The sequence below is a fragment of the Peptostreptococcus stomatis DSM 17678 genome, assembly GCF_000147675.1.
GTDB classification, from domain to species: Bacteria; Bacillota; Clostridia; order Peptostreptococcales; family Peptostreptococcaceae; genus Peptostreptococcus; species Peptostreptococcus stomatis.
Genome location: NZ_ADGQ01000060.1, coordinates 115,702 through 133,581 on the forward strand (window position 1 = coordinate 115,702; position 17,880 = coordinate 133,581).

Here is a 17,880-nt window from a genome sequence, read left to right on the forward strand (position 1 = left end):
ATGGATAAAAGAGTTGATAATATAATTATCGGATTTGGTAAAGCAGGAAAAACATTGGCTAATTACTTAACTAGTAAGGGAGAAAAGACTATATTAATAGAAAAATCTCCTAAAATGTATGGAGGTACTTGCATTAATGTTGGTTGTATTCCATCTAAGTTCCTAGCAACAAGGGCTGATAGGAGACCTTTTAGTAACATAAATAATCGAGACTATTATAAAAAGTCTGTAGAAGATAAGAAGGGCCTAATAGCCAAGTTAAATAAGGTTAACTATGATAAGGTCGCAAACAATGAAAATGTTGAGGTTATTGATGGACTTGGATCTTTCGTAGATGACCATACCATTAGTATAAAGACTGATAAGGGAGACTACCAGGTTTATGGAGAAAGAATTTTTATTAATACTGGAGCAAGGCCTTTTGTACCTAAGGTAGAAGGTTTAGAAATAAAGAAGAGGATCCACTCTAGTGAGACCCTAATGGACTTAGAAGAATTCCCTGAAACTCTAGCAATATTGGGAAGTGGATTTATAGGACTTGAATTTGCTGCCACATATGCGAAATTTGGGACTAAGGTAACTATCATAGATATGGGGGTCAAAATCTTACCAAGAGAAGACGAAGATGTGGCTCAGGAAGTATTTGAATCATACAAGTCATTGGGAGTAGACTTTATCTTTAATGCAGCATTAGAAAAAGTTGACCAGGATGAAGAAACTGTTAAAATTAAATATTCAGTTAATGGTCAAAAGCAGGAACTTACAACAGAGGCACTTTTAGTTGCAACTGGTAGAAGGGCAAATACTGAAGAACTTAATTTAGAAAAGGCAGGAGTAAAGGTCTCAGAAAGAGGCTTTATCGAAGTAAACAAACACCTACAGACTAATAAGGACCACATATTTGCTATGGGAGATATCAATGGTGGACCTCAGTTCACATATGTATCTTTAGATGACTACCGTATTGTGAAAAGCTACCTAGATGGCAAGGGTGAATATACAAGGGATGACAGACAGCCAATAGCTTTTTCAGCATTCCTTCATCCTACATTCTCAAAAGTAGGTCTAAGTGAAAATGATGCGATAAAGGCAGGATATAAGGTTAAGATAGCAAAGCTGCCAGTAACTGCAATTCCAAAGGCAAAGATACTTGGAAACCAGACAGGTATTTACAAGGCCGTTGTAGATGCTGATACAGACCAGATTTTAGGTGTTGTCTTATTCGGAGAGGAATCTCATGAAGTGATAAATATTGTGGTATTGGCTATGATTATGAAACAGCCATATACAGTGTTGGCAAATCAGATTTTTACTCATCCTACTATGGCAGAGGCATTGAATGACTTGTTTGGGATGATTAAGTAGTGAGTTCGGATAAGCAAATTATGAATAGGTAATTAAGTAGAATTAAGTTAGGAGGTGTGACTTTGTAGGGGTTAGATTGATGAGGGACTTAATTCTACTAAATTCATATGCTGTTTATTAAGTTCAAAATATTTAATAAAAAGAAGGAGATTAAAAATATATGTCAAATCAAGTATAGTATGCACATCAACGCAGCGTTAAATGGTTAAAACATCTGCCAAGGACACAGTTCTCACAAGGGGCTTTATATGAGATTGGTTCACTATTGACATTCTTTATGGTAAAAAACTACGCTGATGAATATATTGATATACTTAGAACTGGCACTAAACAAAAAATTGGTATTAGTGATAGTGAAGATAATGATAGTTTAGGAGTAATTGCTGAACAGATTTCTGATACGACAAAAGATTATATTTTAAAAGAACTTAGCAAAAATTTGAAAGGGTATGCATTAGAAGATTTTGTAGAAGATTTATTAAAAGCTATGGGATATCATACCAGATTATCAAAACAAGGCGGTGATAGCGGTATTGACATAATAGCTTATAAAGATGAGCTACCTCCTAGAATTCTCGTCCAAGTTAAGAGTCAAGATAGTGATATAAAAGAATCTGTTATACAGTCATTGAAAGGTGCAATGCGTGAAGGTGATTATGGCCTTTTTGTAACATTATCAAACTATACAAAAAATGCACAGAAATATTTGGATAATACGCCAATAATTAGGGGCATTAATGGAACAGAACTAGTTGAATTAATATTAAAATATTATCATGACTTAAGTGATAAATATAAAAAGATGATTCCACTGAAGATGGTATATATTCCAGTTCCAAAAGAAGACTAATTTAATTGCTGGTTAAATTTTGTTAAGACTGGAAATCCAAATGACAATGGTCTTCCTAAGTGGGAACCATACACAAGTAGTAAGGTGATCGAATTTGTCGACAGGGTGGAGATGATTTTAGATCCTAACGAAAGTCTCTATAAGATTTTTGAAAAGGATTAGCCTTTATAAAATTCTTATCTGGGTAAGAAAGTTCAAAAAGTAAATAGAATTAGTAGTTTTAAAAAATAATCTTAGATAAATAATTATACTACAAATATATATTTAAAATATAAACTAGTGAATATAAAACATTTACTGCTTTTTTCTTGCTTATAACTAATAATATATAATTTAATGTAATTTTATTTATAAAAATTAAATTTAACATGTATTTACACATATATAGACATATAGACAGATTTTTAAAAAAATAAATAAATACATTATTGAAATAGAATATAAACCATGCTATAATTGATATCAGTTGAGGACTTTAATATTGCGAAAATGGTAGTAATATTAAATTAAAAACATCTGTATAAGGTAGGAATGCAGATAGGATATAGTCATATTTGACTATATCTAGTGAGGGTGTATATAGAGGAAAAACTGCGGTTTTATCTTTGTATATAAATAATTCAAGGGGGTACTTTATGAAAAAAGTAGTAAATGTACTGCTTGCGACAACATTGGCGACAAGCAGTATAGCAGTATTACCAAATGCTGCACTTGCAGATTCAGCTGGATCGACAGTTGAAAGGATTGGTGGGATCAATAGGTATGAGACTTGTGTCAATATCTCTAAAAAATCATTTGATAATTCAGATGTAGCAATATTGGCGTCAGGTCAAAAAGTTCATGATGCTTTGACAAGTGGAGGTATAGCTGCAAAGTTAAAGGCACCATTATTACTTACAAAAAAGGATACTTTACCGAACGTAGTAATGGATGAATTAAAGAGACTTAAGGTTAAAAGAGTCATTTTTGTTGGTGGCGAACAAAGTATATCTAAGTCATTAGAAAACCAGCTAGCTAAAACTTTCAAGGTTCAAAGAGTGAGTGGAAAAGATAGATATGAGACTTCCATCAAGTTAGCAGAAGAATTAAACAAGGGTTCTAAGCAGGAAAATATTATCGTAAATGCTAATACTGTAGATGCCTTGTCAGCAGGACCAGTAGCAGCTAAATTAAATAGGTCAATAATATTGACTGATGGAAAAAATTTACCAGAAGGATCTAAATCTGTTGTAGATATTAATTCATCTAGTAATATCATGATAGGTGGAACAGATTCTATGAATATCAAAGGCTTAAAGGGAGATAGGATATCTGGTATAAACAGATATGAAACATCTACAAAAATAGCTGAAAAGTATTACCAGGGTAACAATGACAAGGTTGTGTTAGCTAACGGAACAAATTATATAGATGCCCTATCTGCAATTAACCTAGTACTTAGCAAAAAGGCACCAGTACTATTGGCTAAAACAGATGCCTTAGATGCCAGTGTATCTAAGTACCTAGAAAAGAATGCAAAGGGTGCATACCTTCTAGGTGGGGAAGATTCTATTTCAGCTAGTCTTTCTAAAAACATTGAGAAAACTATAAAAGATGCTCAGTCTAAGGGTTCAAAGAGAACAGACGATAGGAAAAATGAAAATAAGAAGCCGGATAACAATAAACCAGACAATAAAAAACCTGACAGCCCTGTAGAATATGATGAAGTTAAGGTTTTAAAAGATGGTAAGTATGAAGTAGAAGCAGAAGGTTTCTCTAAACTATATGCTAAGTCTAAAAATAATAAATTAGTTGCAACTGTTGAAAATGGCAAGATAAAAGATATTGACTTTGAATACAATGATACCGATTCAGAAGTATACAAAAAACCTTTTGGACAGAATAAAGATAAATTATTTAAAAAACTAAAGGATAATAATTATTTCTTAGACAAGGACAAGGCAGAAAGTTTAAAAGAACTGAATACTATTGCTGATAAACTATATAAACTTGTTAAAGAAGATCCTAATGTTTTAAGAACAAACACTGAAGGTATCAAAAAGATAAACGATGAACACAAGGTTGATATAGTAACATCTGCAACATATACAACAGCAAGTTTATATAAGGGTAGTCATGACCTTATAAAGAAGATCAACGATGCTGCTGAAATCAAGAAGGTTCCTAGACCTAAAAAAACTGATAAGCTTAATCTTTTAGCAAAAGAAGATTTTACTAAGCTAGATTTAAATAAAAACTATCCGGATGGAGTTTATTATGGAGACGGATTCGGTTATATAGACAGTAAGCCAATACCACTAAAAGTTACTGTAGAGGCTGGTAAGATAAAGAGTGTAGAATTCGTAAAGGATGAAGTTTTAAAAGTAAAGCCTAATGATGAATATCCAGATCTACCAGATGATGGTAAAACTTTTATCAAGGGATATGAAGGAGCTATTGCTCTAGCTAAATCAGGCGAGACTAATAGACTTAACTATTTTTTGAAATCTGCAAGAGATACAGAAAGAAAGGTAATTAGTGAGGTTAAAAAATCAACTAGTGATGCTACTGTAGAAGCATATAACAAGGTATTAGATGAATTGTTCTCAAAGCATGAATTTGGTACACAAAAATTAAGACTTGATAAGAGTCACTTCGATAAGAACGTGCCACATGTATTAGAGTCAAGATTAAATTATTTAACAAGAACATACATGAATGAAGATCTTGATTACAGATACAAGGTGGATACTATAAGTGGAGCTACTTATACTGCCACAGGAACTATTGAAGCTATAGCAAATGCACTTAAAAAATCGGATTCTGATGTTAATTTCACTAACCTAACAATTCCAGAAAATAAAGGTTTGAAAGCTAGTTACAACGGAGGAAGTGAAATCGACTTTAATCAGATAGGATTCAAGGCAGAAATGCTTAAAAAGGGTGAAAATAAGCCAGTAGAAATAGCATTTAAGGACTTTGAAAAACATGGTATAAAGTTATGCTATGTAGATCATGCAACTGGAGAACTTAAAGAAATAAAGGGCAAGTTAAAATTAACTAAAGAAAACCTAGGATATGACACAAAGAAGGGTCTAGCTCTTAGATTAGTTCATGAAAAGACTAACACTGTTAAACTAATAAAGTCTATACAGATTTTTGATAATACAAAAATTCAGTGCACAGTTAAAAAAGTGCAGGTAAGTGAAGTTGGTAAAGAGGATTGGAAGGATGTAGAAGGATTTAACAGTACTCTTGATCCAAAGACTAAGCAGTTAGATTTCAATCAGAAACTTACTATATCTGAAGAAGTATCAAAAGCTTTGAAGGGTAAGAAGATAAAGTTTAGACTTGTTACAACAAGAGAAGACAACAATGGAGAAAAGATCTTTAATCTAAAGGGCGGAGACATAGTATGGCCAATATTTGATGATAGTGGCTATTACTCATTCACTATTGCTAATGAAGACTTTACTTCAGGTAGTGAACAGTACAAGTTAGATCAGGCAGGTATAAATAACTTCAGATTTGCTTTCAATGGAATAAAGTCAGGAGACTTTAGAGATGCCGTTGATGAACTTGCTCGTAAAAAGTATGAGATTAGAACTCAGACTATCAATTTAAATAAAGAAGATACTAATAAGAGCATAGAAGATTTAAAAGCCTTAGCCAAAGAAAAAGTTGATACTAAGTTAATTAAAGATGCATTCCAAAGAGGATTAATGAGTCAGAAGGGACAAGCATTATTAGATTCAGCAAAAGCAGTAGTAGATTACGATGAGATAGCTAATGCTATAAAGACCGCTGCAACAAAGGCACAAACAAAGTTTGATGTTAAATTTGAATTTGATGATGGTTCTATATATAAATTTAGACTTCCTGTATATTTTGAAATAAAGAAAGAGAAAAAGCACCTTCAACTTAAATTTGAGGAAGCTATAAAAGAAAAAAATGTACAGCTTTTACAAGCAGTACCAGATAGCTTTAAAGCCAATGACGAGGCAGCAAAGAAGAATCTAGAAGCTTTATCAAATACATATGGTAAGTTAGATAGAGATAAAATTGCTGAAAATGTTAAAACAACATATGGTAGCGCATCTAATAATATGTTTGTTGAGAAGGTAGAAATAGCTGATAGTGAATTAGAGAAAATAAACACAAGTAAGACTGGTGTATATAGTGTGAAAGCTACAGTGAAACTAATTGATTCTAACCAGGAAGAAACTAGAGGTGTGTTTGATATTCCGTTCGAAGTAGTACCATATCAGTCTGTAGGTTTCCATCCAAGTTTAAATAAATATAGTAAAACTACTAAATTGGAATACGGACCTGAAGAAAATATTGATATTACTCGTGATAAGGGCAATCAATCATTCTTAGGTTATTGGTTAAACTACTCTAAGAGATTAAATGCTGATGGAAATTGGGATACTACAGATTTTGAAAAAATAAGAGTAAATACATTAGAAGATCTTAAATTATTCACAATAGATGTTGTAAAGGGTGAGAAGGATACATATACTAAAGATGATATTGTAGACTTGACAAAGCCTGCAAAAGAGATTTTGGATCCTAATGGTCCAACTAAATTATACCTATATAACTTTGCAAAATCTGTAAATGGTGAACAACCACAAAAGGTATTAATAGGAGAATTTACTTTAAAGAAGTAATAAAGCAACAATAAATATTTGTTGAAATACTAAAGCAAATCAATACATATTCAGCAACATCATAAAAATTAACTTATGATGTTGCTGTTTTTAATAATGCACTTAGTTTATGATTTATAATTTAGATAAAATTATAATGCTGAACTGTGTTTTAATTATGAAAACTATCGGGTCAATGTTAACACTATAGTTGACCGACATTAACTTGGGGATATAAAGTTCTAAACAACCTAAAATTTGGGGAAGGAAGTGATAAGATTGGTTATTGAAATATGCATCTTTTTTATCGTAGCTTTAGCCTATTATTTCGCTGACTATATAAAAAAGTTTTGCAAAGAAATATACATTGTAACTTCAGTTATTTCTTTGATGTCTATTATCCATACAATCTATCTCTTGAATGGATATAGCATTAGTTATTTGGTAGGACTAAAACAATTTATGAGGGCTATAGATTCTGGTGCAATGGGAGGAGCATTCTTTATCCTAGTCATGTATATGGGTGTTTTTGATATGAAGTATAAAGTATCAAAAAGATTGAGGATGAACAGGGGAGAATTATCAATTATTGCATGTATTTTTACTATACCTCATAACACACATTACTTTTTTGCATTTTTATTAAATAGCAAAAATATTGTTAAAATGAGTGGGATTCCACTGTGGACAAATCTAATGATGTTCAGTGCTGGCGTATTTGCAATAGGGATAATGTTGCCACTATTTGTAACATCATTTAGATTAATAAGGAAAAAAATGACAGGCAAGAAATGGAAAAGCTTGCAAGAATTTGCATATATTTTTTATGCCATGGTTTTTGTACAGGTTATAATGGTTTATATATCTAAACCATCATCATTGGTAAGAAATATAAATTTAGCTTTCTATTGTCTTGTTTTCATTTCATACACTTTCTTCAAGGTTAAGATAATTATGGAAAAGAAGTTTGCGGCCAAAAAGGCAAGTTTGGCTGTAAAGTAGAATATATGAATATATATCTAACCAGATTATATTCCTAATATAATTGTGGTAAAGAGGGAGTCAAATTAATTTATACTTGGAGGTGTGTAATGGAAAAGAAAAATATGATAATAACTGCTGCAATATCTTTCTTGTTAGTCGTTGCAATAGTAATGGGGACAAGTATAAGTAAAAATAAGGTGGCAAGAAACGATAGTTCACCATCAAATAGAGTGCAAAGTGAGGATAATAAAGGTGATACATCTAATTCACCTTCAAATGATGATAGCAGTAACAGTGATATAAATTCAGAAAAGAAACCTAGTTCAAATAATGATTCAAGTTCTAATTCTAATTCATCTAGTTCAAAATACAAGGATGGAGAATATACAGGAAGTGCTCCTGGCTATCATGGGGATGTTAAGGTAAGTGTCAGGGTAGAAGGAGGACAAATTAAAGATATCCGTATTGTTGAGAATTCTGATGATGCAGAATACTTTGAAAAGGCTAGATCGTTGATATCCGACATAGTAAGTAAACAAAGTACAGATGTATCAGTTGTTAGTGGTGCGACTTATAGTTCCAATGGGATTATAGGTGCAGTTAATAACGCATTGGCTAGTGGAGGAAATTAATGAGTAAAAATATCAATAAGTTTATACTTATAAGTATAATAATGTCAGTATTTATTGGTGTTACCGGCTATAGCCTAGGGATGAGTTTAGGCAAAAATTCCATAGTAAAACAGCCATTGCCAATTGATAATAACGTGGCAGATAATAAAGAATCGAATGATAATGATGAAGATAAAAATACCAGTGGTGAAAGTTCTAGTTCAGATACTGGTAAAACTTCGAAAAATGATAATAAAAACAGTAAAAACAAAAATTCAAGTAGTGGCTCAAGCAGTGGTAGGAGTTCAAGGGGTGGAAGTAGTAGTTCTGCCAGTTCTGCCAACACAAGCATACCTAGTAAGTTAAAAGATGGAGTCTACTATGGTTCAGCAAAAGGCTATGGTGGTGACATAAAGGTCAAGGTTACAGTTTCTAATGGTAAGATATCTGATATAAAGGTAGAAAACCATTCAGAAACACCTGAATACTATGATAGGTGTTCAGGCATAATACCAAATATTATTTCTTCACAATCAACCAATGTAGATGGGGTAAGTGGTGCTACATTTACAAGTAATGGTATAAAATCAGCTGTTGCAAATGCACTAAAAAATGCTGGGGCAAGTACAGGTTCAGCTTCTGGTGGAGGAAGTGGTGCAGGAAATGAACAATCTGCAGAGAAGCCTAACCAGTCAGCTGATAAGGAAGAAATAAAGAAATTAAAGAAGCAAATCGAAGAATTACAAAATTCTAATGATGTAAGTGGAAAGTTAAAAGATGGAAAATATGAAGGTACAGGTACTGGATTTAAAAGCACTATAAAAGTAGAGGTAGTAGTAAAGGGTGGTAAAATTGAATCAATTAAGGTAGTAGAAAATGGAGATGACCATGATTATTTCGAAAAAGCTAAGGCCTTGATATCATCAATAATTTCTAAACAAACTACTAAGGTAGACTCGGTTTCTGGAGCAACCTTCTCTTCTAATGGTATAAAATCGGCAGTCAGGGCAGCCCTAAAAAAGGCGGGTTCATCCTCTGAAGGTGATAATAATGAAGAACTTAATAAGGAACTTTCAAAGATACGAGAAGAAAATAGGAATTTAAGTGAATTATTAAAGTCTTTGAATAATAAGATAGAAGAACTACAGAATTCTAATGATACAACTGGAAAACTCAAAGATGGAAAATATGAGGGTTCTGGAGTTGGATTTAAGAGTACTATAAAGGTAGAGGTAGAAATAAAGGGTGGTAAAATCGAATCAATTAAGGTAATCGAAAATGGAGATGACCATGATTATTTCGAAAAGGCTAAGGCCTTGATACAATCAATAATTTCTACTCAAAGTACAAAAGTAGATTCAATTTCCGGTGCTACACGTTCTTCTGATGGTATAAAATCGGCAGTTAGAGATGCCTTAAAAAAGGCTACAACTTCTAATGGTAATAGCGGAGAACTTGGCCAAGAACTTTCTAAGTTGCAAGAAGAAAATAAAAAGTTAAATGAATTAATTAAGACTTTGAAAGAAAAGATAGAAAAGCTTGAAAAAGATCCACAAAATCCTGGACATAAGGCATATAATGACGGCAACTACACAGGTGTAAATACTTATATACTAGATGCAGATAAAATAGAAAGAAATATAAGTGTAGACGTTCAAATATTAGAAGGGAAAATTAAAAATGTAAGTGTTATTTCTATAGAACCTGTAACTGAAGCCGATAAACGATTTATAGACGATGCTAAGAAGGGTGTAATTCCAAAGATAATAGAGAAGAATACTACAAGTGTTGATGCTGTATCTGGAGCTACATACACATCCAATGGAATAAAGGATGCAGTTAATGATGCCTTGAAGAAGGCAGCAAATCCATCTGTCAATCCTACTAGTGATGATTTAAAAAATCAATTAAAGCAAGCAATAGAAGAAAAAGAAAAAGTAGAAAAAGAAAAGGAAGCACTTGAGGCTCAAAATACTAATTTGAGAGAAGAAAATACTTCATTAAAGTCTGCTGTTGAAGAGTTAAAAAAGAAGATTAATGAGACGCCTTCTAGTTTACCTTCAGCGACTAAGGCCATGCATGAAAATATTATGTCAACTTTAAATGGAGCAATGGGGGTTGAAAAGGTAAAAACTAATTAAAAAAGATTTTCATTGACTTTTTCTCATATCAGGATTATAATAGCTATGAATATAATAAAAATATTCATAGCTATTTTTTTATTTATAAAAGGGGGGATAAAAATGACAAGAGCATTTACCGAGGAAGAGAAATTAGAAATAAAGAAAAAAATTATGGAAACAGCCCTTGATTTATTCCATGATAAGGGAACAAAATCCCTAAGTATAGCAGAGCTTACAAGGAGGGTAGGGATAGGTCAAGGAACTTTTTATAATTTTTGGCAAGACAAAGAATCCTTAATTATTGACCTGGTTGCCTACAGGTCGATTCAGAAGTTAAGTATAATAGAAAATGATTTTTCACAATCACTGGCAAATCCAGTAGAATTTTTATCTCAAGTAATTTATAAGTACTCCTTAGATCTTATGATTAAGATAAAAACCCAAGCTATATATAATAATGCCTTTAAGATATTGAAAAAGGATAAACTTAGTGAGGTAAGCAGGATAGAAAAGTTATATGGGGGATTTTTGCATAGATTAGTAGACTATTGGAGGGAGAATTCTGCTATAAAAAGTGCGGATGAAGTCGGCTTGGCAAATGCCTTTATTGGTAGCTTTTTACTCTGTTCAGAGTATTACCACTTTGATGAAGTCTATTTTGAAGAAGTGTTGGAAACCTTCATCATATCTGTAGTCACAAGATATATTGACCTATAGATTTATAGTGAAAGGAGTAAAAAATGGTATTAGATTTTATTGAATTAAAAAAAGAAGACATATTAATCGCAGGTGGAAAAGGGGCAAATTTGGGTGAAATGACTGCAGCAAGTATAAATGTTCCGAGGGGATTTGTAATTACTGCCAATACATACAGGGCCTTCCTCAAGTATAATAATATTGAGGACCTCATCAAGGATAAACTACTTGAAGCAGGAAATGATGAAAATAAATTGCTAGATGTAGCTACTTATTTCCGTCAAATTATTAAAAGTGGAAGATTTTCAGAGGATATAGAAAAAGAAATTACAAATAAGTACTCCCAACTGGGGGAAGATGTAAGGGTGGCAGTCCGCTCTTCTGCTACTGCAGAGGACCTGCCTGATGCAAGTTTTGCAGGTCAACAGGAAACATATTTAAATGTCAGAGGTGTTGATGACCTCCTAGACAAGGTCCGTAATTGTTATGCTTCCCTGTGGGGAAATAGGGCTGTAAGTTATAGACTTCATCAGGGCTATGACCAATTGGCTGTTTCCATTGCGGTAGTAATTCAGGAAATGGTAGAAAGTCAAAAGGCAGGAGTTCTCTTTACAGTAAATCCGGTCAGTAAAAAAGATACCGAGATGCAGATAAATGCCAGTTATGGTCTAGGAGAGAGTGTAGTAAGTGGCAGAGTGACTCCTGATACCTATATAGTAGACAAGAGTGGCGAGATTCTGGATATAAGCATAGGCAGTAAGGCGAGACAAATTGTATATGGTGAAAAGGATATCATAGAAGTTCAGGTTGAGGAAGATAAGAGGAATGTAAGAGCCCTAAGTGATGATGAAATAGTTGATCTTGTAAAGACTGGCTTGAGCATCCAAGACCACTATGGTAGACCTATGGATATAGAGTGGGCTATTAGGGATGGTCAAATATATATTTTACAGGCTAGGGCTATAACTACCCTTAAAAATAATGAAATTGATGAGGATAAGGTTAAGGCCTACCTAAAGGATATGAAGCTAAGTAAGGGAATACGTGAAAATCTGGGCTTCCTTTTAGAGAAAATGCCTTTTGCCTATAGGCCCCTAGACTATGATTTCATGATTGCTATAAATGATCAAAAGAGTAAGATCTTTGCTGAGGGTGGCATAGTAATAAATTCCAATCCACAAATGGATCAAGATGGTATTCAGACCCTACCAGATGGTTCTAAGTCTATAAATAAAAATATTTTTAAAGTTTTAAAAATTATAAAGAAGATAAAAGACTTTGATTATTGTTCAAGTAAGTGTGAGGAATTTATGACTCAATATAGGGATGAACTTGATGGGATTAAGAATATTGACTTTAACAAGATGAACTTGGAAGAGAGTAAGAATTTTTTGAAATATAGCTATTTACTTACTAAAAAGCTAGCCTATGACAGGTTTAAGTATGCCATGTTTCCTACTATGATAGTCTTTGATAAGTATAGCAAGATAATAAAGAAGGTTAATCCTAGCTATACAGCCTTTGATTTCTACTGGGGACTAGACAATAAGACAGCCTTAGTTAATAATGAAATTTCACTGATAGGACAAAAAGTACTAGATGATTCCAAGTTAAAGGAGTCAATTTTATCGGGTGCAAGTTTTGAGGACCTTTGTGCTAGATTTGGAAATTTTAAAGAAATGACGGATGAATTTATGAAAAAGAACGGTTTTAAATCCGACTATAACTGTTATTGTTTAGAGGCAAAGACCTTTATTGAAGAACCTGACAGGATAGTCAATATTATCAAACCTATGTTAAATTTGGATAGTAAAGATGACCTAAATAGTGGCGAAAAAGACTTTGATGACTTGATGGAAAAGTTAAAGGATATTTATGGAAATAAGTACAAGCGTCTTGAAAAGGACATTAAACACTTTAGGTACTTCCATATAGTTCGTGAAGAAAGTCAATACTTATGGGAAAGTTTATTCTATTACGTAAGAAAGTGTGTTTCCAGGATAAATATGATATTGCTTGATAGTGAAGACTATAAGACAGGAGTTGCCAACCTATTTTTAAAGGACCTGGTCAAGGCCATGGATAGGGGTTATTTAAGTGAGGAAGACAAGGCAAATATTAGGCGAAGACAAGAAAAATTCCCTCTAGCAACAAGGGTATGGGAGGCATCTAAATTACTGGTTTTTGATGCTAAAGGGGACCTTTTAAAAGGAGTAAGTGGAAGCGCCGGTAGTGTTGTTGGTAGGGTTTGTATTATCCGTAATACAGACGAATTCTACAAGATGCAAAAGGGTGATATCCTGGTTTGCCACCTAACTGACCCTGAGTGGACACCACTATTTAAGTTGGCAAGTGGTGTAGTGGCGGATACGGGAGCAGCCCTAAGTCATGCTGCCATAATTGCAAGGGAATTTAATATTCCGGCAGTTCTCGGAGTAGGATTTGCAACTAGTAGGTTTAAGGACGGAGATATGATACAGGTCGATGGAGATAAGGGTATAGTAAGAGGTTTGTAATATGGTTTCAGGTTATGACAAAAAAGAAGAGAGGAGAAGGGCAATTTTAAATGATCCGATTCTTCCCCTCCTGGTAAAAACTTCCATACCGACTATCATAGGTATGTTGGTAATGGTAATTTACAATTTGACAGATACATTCTTTGTTGGAATTTTGAATAATAAGTCTATGACTGCTGCAATAGGTATAGTATTCAGTTTTATGAGCTTTATCCAGGCTATAGGATTTTGGTTTGGTTATGGTAGTGGTAATATCATGTCAAAAAGAATTGGGCAAGGAAATGAATATGAGGCAGAGAAAATATCGTCTATCGGTATCTTATTTGCCCTTGGTTTTGGCATACTTATAGCCTTTATATCTTGGATATTTATTTCACCCCTAGCAAGATTTATAGGTGGTAGTGCCTCTGAAAGCCTTATGAGATTTACAGTTGATTACATGAGGGTAATAGTTCTAAGCATCCCCTTTGCCCTATATTCTATGACCCTGTATAATCAGTTAAGGCTTTGTGGCAATGTCAAAGATGGTATGAGGGGCCTGCTTTCCGGTATGTTAGTCAATATGGCCCTAGACCCTATACTTATGTTTGGATTAGGATTAGGGTTTATAGGGGCTGGATATGCAACTTTGATAGGTCAAATTGTAGGAACTATATTGCTCACAAGACTATCCCGGAAAAATGGGAATATAGGTGTAGATTTAAAAAAGGTCAGGATAAATAAGGAGAGGGTATATCATATTTTGGCTGGTGGAATGCCTAACTTTCTGCGCCAATCTATTACAAGTATAGCCCTGATTCTCCTAAATATTTCAGCCGCAAGATACGGTGATGGCCTATTGGCAGCCCTGACAATCAGTTCAAGGATACTAGCTTTGGCCTATTTGATAATGATAGGTTGGGGTCAGGGATTTCAACCGATTTGCGCCATGAATTATGGGGCTAGCCAATATGATAGGGTGAAAACAGCCTTTAAACTGGCAGTGCTGGGGGCAACAGCCTTTTTAATTTTATCAGCCTTTGGCCTACATATTTTTGCAAAAGAGCTAATTATGACTATGACGAAAGATAGCCAGGTTATAGCATACACTATGAAGTTACTAAACCTCCAGTGCTTAACACTACCACTTTTAGGATATTTTGCCCTGTCTAGTATGCTAATGCAAAATATAGGTCAATATTTTTGGTCATCAATTATTTCAATTTCACGCCAGGGTATTTTTTATATTCCACTTTTATATATCCTGACAGGGGCATTTGGTCAGGTCGGGATTTACTTGTTACAACCGATGGCAGACCTAATGTCCTTTATCTTAGCCATTTTCGTAGTTTGGAAAATAGGGCTGGGGACTAGAAGGAATCGTAAGTAATGTGATAAAATTAAATATAGCCAGTATCATAGCTGGTGAATATTTGAAGGGAATCAGACTTGGATATGAAAGGTAGAATTAAATTCCATAGTATTTATTATAGATATCCACTATTTATAATCTTACTGGTTATAGCAGGAGCGAAATTTATATCTAATGGTAAGGATATAAGTATGACTTATTTTGGCGATGTACTAACTATTGGACAGGACCAGCTAACCTATATTACGATTGGCCTTATCCTAGTCATGGTGGTGATTTTTTCTCTTGTAAGCTATAAAATTAATATAAGCCAGGAGGGGATATATCTAAGGAAAATAGACCTTATGGTAGACTGGAGTGAAGTAGAGGGGATTAGCCATGTCTGGATTAATGAGTTTAGGTCTAGAACAGGTAATGCCAACTTTTACAACAGAAAAACCCTGGTTATATATAGGAAAGACTACAAACCAATTTGTGTATATAATATTTCTCTATTGTCTCTTTTTGTGGCAAAATTATATAGTCCTAAGATTAAAACTAATATTGTGTTTGCCAGCCTAGCTACTATGATTAATGTGGGCCTTAATGGCTGGGTATTTTATCAATTGTTTTTTGCCGGCCTAGAGAGTATGAGTATTGGAATATTCTTTTCTTGGATGGGATTGTTTTTTCTCAAGACATTGATACTACCGGTCATAATGACAAGTCTAGAGAATAGGACCCACGGAGACAATCTATTCCATGATACGGCCTATGAGAAAAATCGTTCAAAGGTAGTTCACCTATAGGTGGTTGAAAATGTACAAGAATATTGCTATTGCTGGTAAGGCTTGTTTATATCCAATAGCTGATATAAATGTATAGAACATAAAGTACAAAGCGTAATATAGAAGTGAAAAATAAAATTTTAGTGAGGAACTTTATGGAAAATTTAGACTTATATCCTTGGGCAATTAGCCTAGATAAGGAAAAAACTATTGAATACTATATAAATAATGATCTTTCAGAAGATAAGAGCCTAAACCTAGCTTTAAAGAAGCAATTAGATTCTGAGACTCTTAACTTTATAGAACGCTTTGGTGTAGATATAAAGAAGGCTAGTGTACGCTTTATTCCAAGTATATTTGATGAAGATGATGTAGGAATATTGTACTGCTATATTTAGTATCGGATAACAATTGCAATAAAAAATTTAATAATTGATCATAAGAAAAACTGTCTGTGAAATCAAATATTCAAGAAAAGAATTTCACTTTTTTATATGGTTTATTTCTAAAAGGCATTTATTATTGCAGCTTATAATATGGCTATTGTATAATTGTGTTATAAAAAATGAACTTGTGGGGGTGGAAGTATGAAAACTATATGGAATGATTGGTTAAAGCAGGCAGTTTTTATTTATTCTGTTTTATACACGATTGCAACTATTTTTAATAGCGTGCTATATCTTTTAAACGGACATTATGAAGATCCTAATGGAAATTGGCATGAATTGGACAGGGCTATTATCGTCTTTATTATTGTTCTAGCCTATATTCTGGTTAAAAATTTAAAAATTAGCAATTATTGGGTCAAGGCTATAGTAGTATACATTCCGACACTCATACTGGTATTTGTTTATATTTGGTTGACAGGATTTAGAGAAGCCTTGGCGAGTTCTGCCTATAGGGATATATTCATAAATTATACTATAGGTTATCTAGCCGTTTCAATAATAGGATGGATTAAAAATCGCATTAAAAATAGGTCTTTAGATAGAAAATAAGTATTGGGGGAGTTAGTAAAATGGAAAATAATCTGACTGATAAATATAAAATATTAAATCGTGATTTGATTAAGTATATAGCTATGTTTTTGATGTTATTGAATCATATTTCAATAATATTTATGGAGCCAGGTACATTCTTATCAGAATTTTTCCTAGACTTGGGTTATTTCACTGCTATTACCATGTGTTATTTTTTGGTTGAAGGATATAGGTACACGCATTCTAAAAAGAAATATGCTAGGAGGCTGTTTATATTTGCCCTAATTTCTGAGATACCGTTTTGTTTGGCCTTTACCGAGGAGGGTGTCCTAGAGTTTCATGGGCTTAATATGATATTCACCTTGCTGATTTGTTTTGGGATTTTAGTTGTGGTTGAAAGAGTAGGAAATAAAATTTTAAGGTTTGTATGTATTTTGGGGCTTATTATACCATCCTTAATATCAGATTGGGCCTTATTAGCACCAATATTTACCCTATTGTTTGTATGGAGTTATGGGTCAAAGGTTAAAACTAAGTATGCCTTTATTATATCGATGATTTTGTTTGGAATATTAGAATTTTTAGCCCGAGTCAATATGCTTCCGGTAAAAGAAAATTTGATATTTTCCCTAGGAAGTATGTTGGGTATTGTTCTTGCTGGAATTACCATTATATATTTGTATAATGGTAAACGAATGGATAGGGGAAGGGAATTTTCTAAGTGGTTCTTTTATATTTTCTATCCAGGACATTTATTGATCTTGGGTTTGATTAGGCTTTTTATCTAATGAAAAAACTAATTATTATAAAAACAGACAGGATGATTTAAACATTTTTATAAAAATTTCAAAAAATATTCGATTTCTTCTTTTTAAATTGCTACTTTTGTAGTATTATATATAGGGTACTTGGTATAAGTAAAAAAACTTTAGGACAGGAGAGTCTCTGGTAAAGGATTATCCATACAGCCTATAAGTAAATTTGAATTAAATTGAAAGAGGAAGAT

Annotated in this window: 13 protein-coding genes; all 13 read left to right on the forward strand. The window is 33.2% G+C overall.

The window, feature by feature from the left end; all coding sequences use genetic code 11:
- Nucleotides 1-1,365, forward strand: coding sequence for an FAD-dependent oxidoreductase (locus HMPREF0634_RS06440; protein ID WP_007790150.1), 1,365 nt, complete (start codon nt 1-3; stop codon nt 1,363-1,365).
- 277 nt (nt 1,366-1,642) lie between these two features.
- The gene (locus HMPREF0634_RS06445) at nt 1,643-2,215 is read left to right on the forward strand and encodes a restriction endonuclease (protein WP_243440518.1); all 573 of its coding nucleotides are present in this window, start codon (nt 1,643-1,645) and stop codon (nt 2,213-2,215) included.
- Nucleotides 2,216-2,850: 635 nt separating this feature from the next.
- On the forward strand, nt 2,851-6,867 hold the full coding sequence (locus HMPREF0634_RS06450) for a cell wall-binding repeat-containing protein (RefSeq protein WP_007790098.1): 4,017 nt from the start codon (nt 2,851-2,853) through the stop codon (nt 6,865-6,867).
- Nucleotides 6,868-7,116: 249 nt separating this feature from the next.
- A complete protein-coding gene (locus HMPREF0634_RS06455; RefSeq protein ID WP_243440519.1) occupies nt 7,117-7,848 on the forward strand; it encodes a ferric reductase-like transmembrane domain-containing protein in 732 nt (243 codons plus the stop codon).
- 89 nt (nt 7,849-7,937) lie between these two features.
- The gene (locus HMPREF0634_RS06460; RefSeq protein WP_007790061.1) at nt 7,938-8,462 is read left to right on the forward strand and encodes an FMN-binding protein; all 525 of its coding nucleotides are present in this window, start codon (nt 7,938-7,940) and stop codon (nt 8,460-8,462) included.
- Complete coding sequence (locus HMPREF0634_RS06465) at nt 8,462-10,582, forward strand: FMN-binding protein (RefSeq protein WP_007789953.1); 2,121 nt, start codon at nt 8,462-8,464, stop codon at nt 10,580-10,582. Before HMPREF0634_RS06460 ends, HMPREF0634_RS06465 begins: the two co-directional genes overlap by 1 nt.
- Nucleotides 10,583-10,684: 102 nt before the next feature.
- A complete protein-coding gene (locus tag HMPREF0634_RS06470; protein ID WP_007790090.1) occupies nt 10,685-11,281 on the forward strand; it encodes a TetR/AcrR family transcriptional regulator in 597 nt (198 codons plus the stop codon).
- A gap of 23 nt (nt 11,282-11,304) precedes the next feature.
- Nucleotides 11,305-13,776, forward strand: coding sequence for a PEP/pyruvate-binding domain-containing protein (locus tag HMPREF0634_RS06475; RefSeq protein ID WP_007790078.1), 2,472 nt, complete (start codon nt 11,305-11,307; stop codon nt 13,774-13,776).
- A gap of 1 nt (nt 13,777) precedes the next feature.
- On the forward strand, nt 13,778-15,145 hold the full coding sequence (locus tag HMPREF0634_RS06480) for an MATE family efflux transporter (protein WP_007789977.1): 1,368 nt from the start codon (nt 13,778-13,780) through the stop codon (nt 15,143-15,145).
- A 65-nt stretch (nt 15,146-15,210) separates the two neighbouring features.
- Nucleotides 15,211-15,915 carry a hypothetical protein gene (locus HMPREF0634_RS06485; RefSeq protein WP_040565861.1) on the forward strand — a complete coding sequence of 235 codons (705 nt, stop codon included), beginning with the start codon at nt 15,211-15,213 and terminating at the stop codon, nt 15,913-15,915.
- A gap of 134 nt (nt 15,916-16,049) precedes the next feature.
- Complete coding sequence (locus HMPREF0634_RS06490) at nt 16,050-16,292, forward strand: hypothetical protein (protein WP_040565844.1); 243 nt, start codon at nt 16,050-16,052, stop codon at nt 16,290-16,292.
- Nucleotides 16,293-16,481: 189 nt separating this feature from the next.
- Nucleotides 16,482-16,892 carry a DUF6608 family protein gene (locus tag HMPREF0634_RS06495; RefSeq protein WP_040565845.1) on the forward strand — a complete coding sequence of 137 codons (411 nt, stop codon included), beginning with the start codon at nt 16,482-16,484 and terminating at the stop codon, nt 16,890-16,892.
- A gap of 20 nt (nt 16,893-16,912) precedes the next feature.
- The gene (locus HMPREF0634_RS06500; protein WP_007790051.1) at nt 16,913-17,662 is read left to right on the forward strand and encodes a TraX family protein; all 750 of its coding nucleotides are present in this window, start codon (nt 16,913-16,915) and stop codon (nt 17,660-17,662) included.
- Nucleotides 17,663-17,880: the final 218 nt, after the last annotated feature.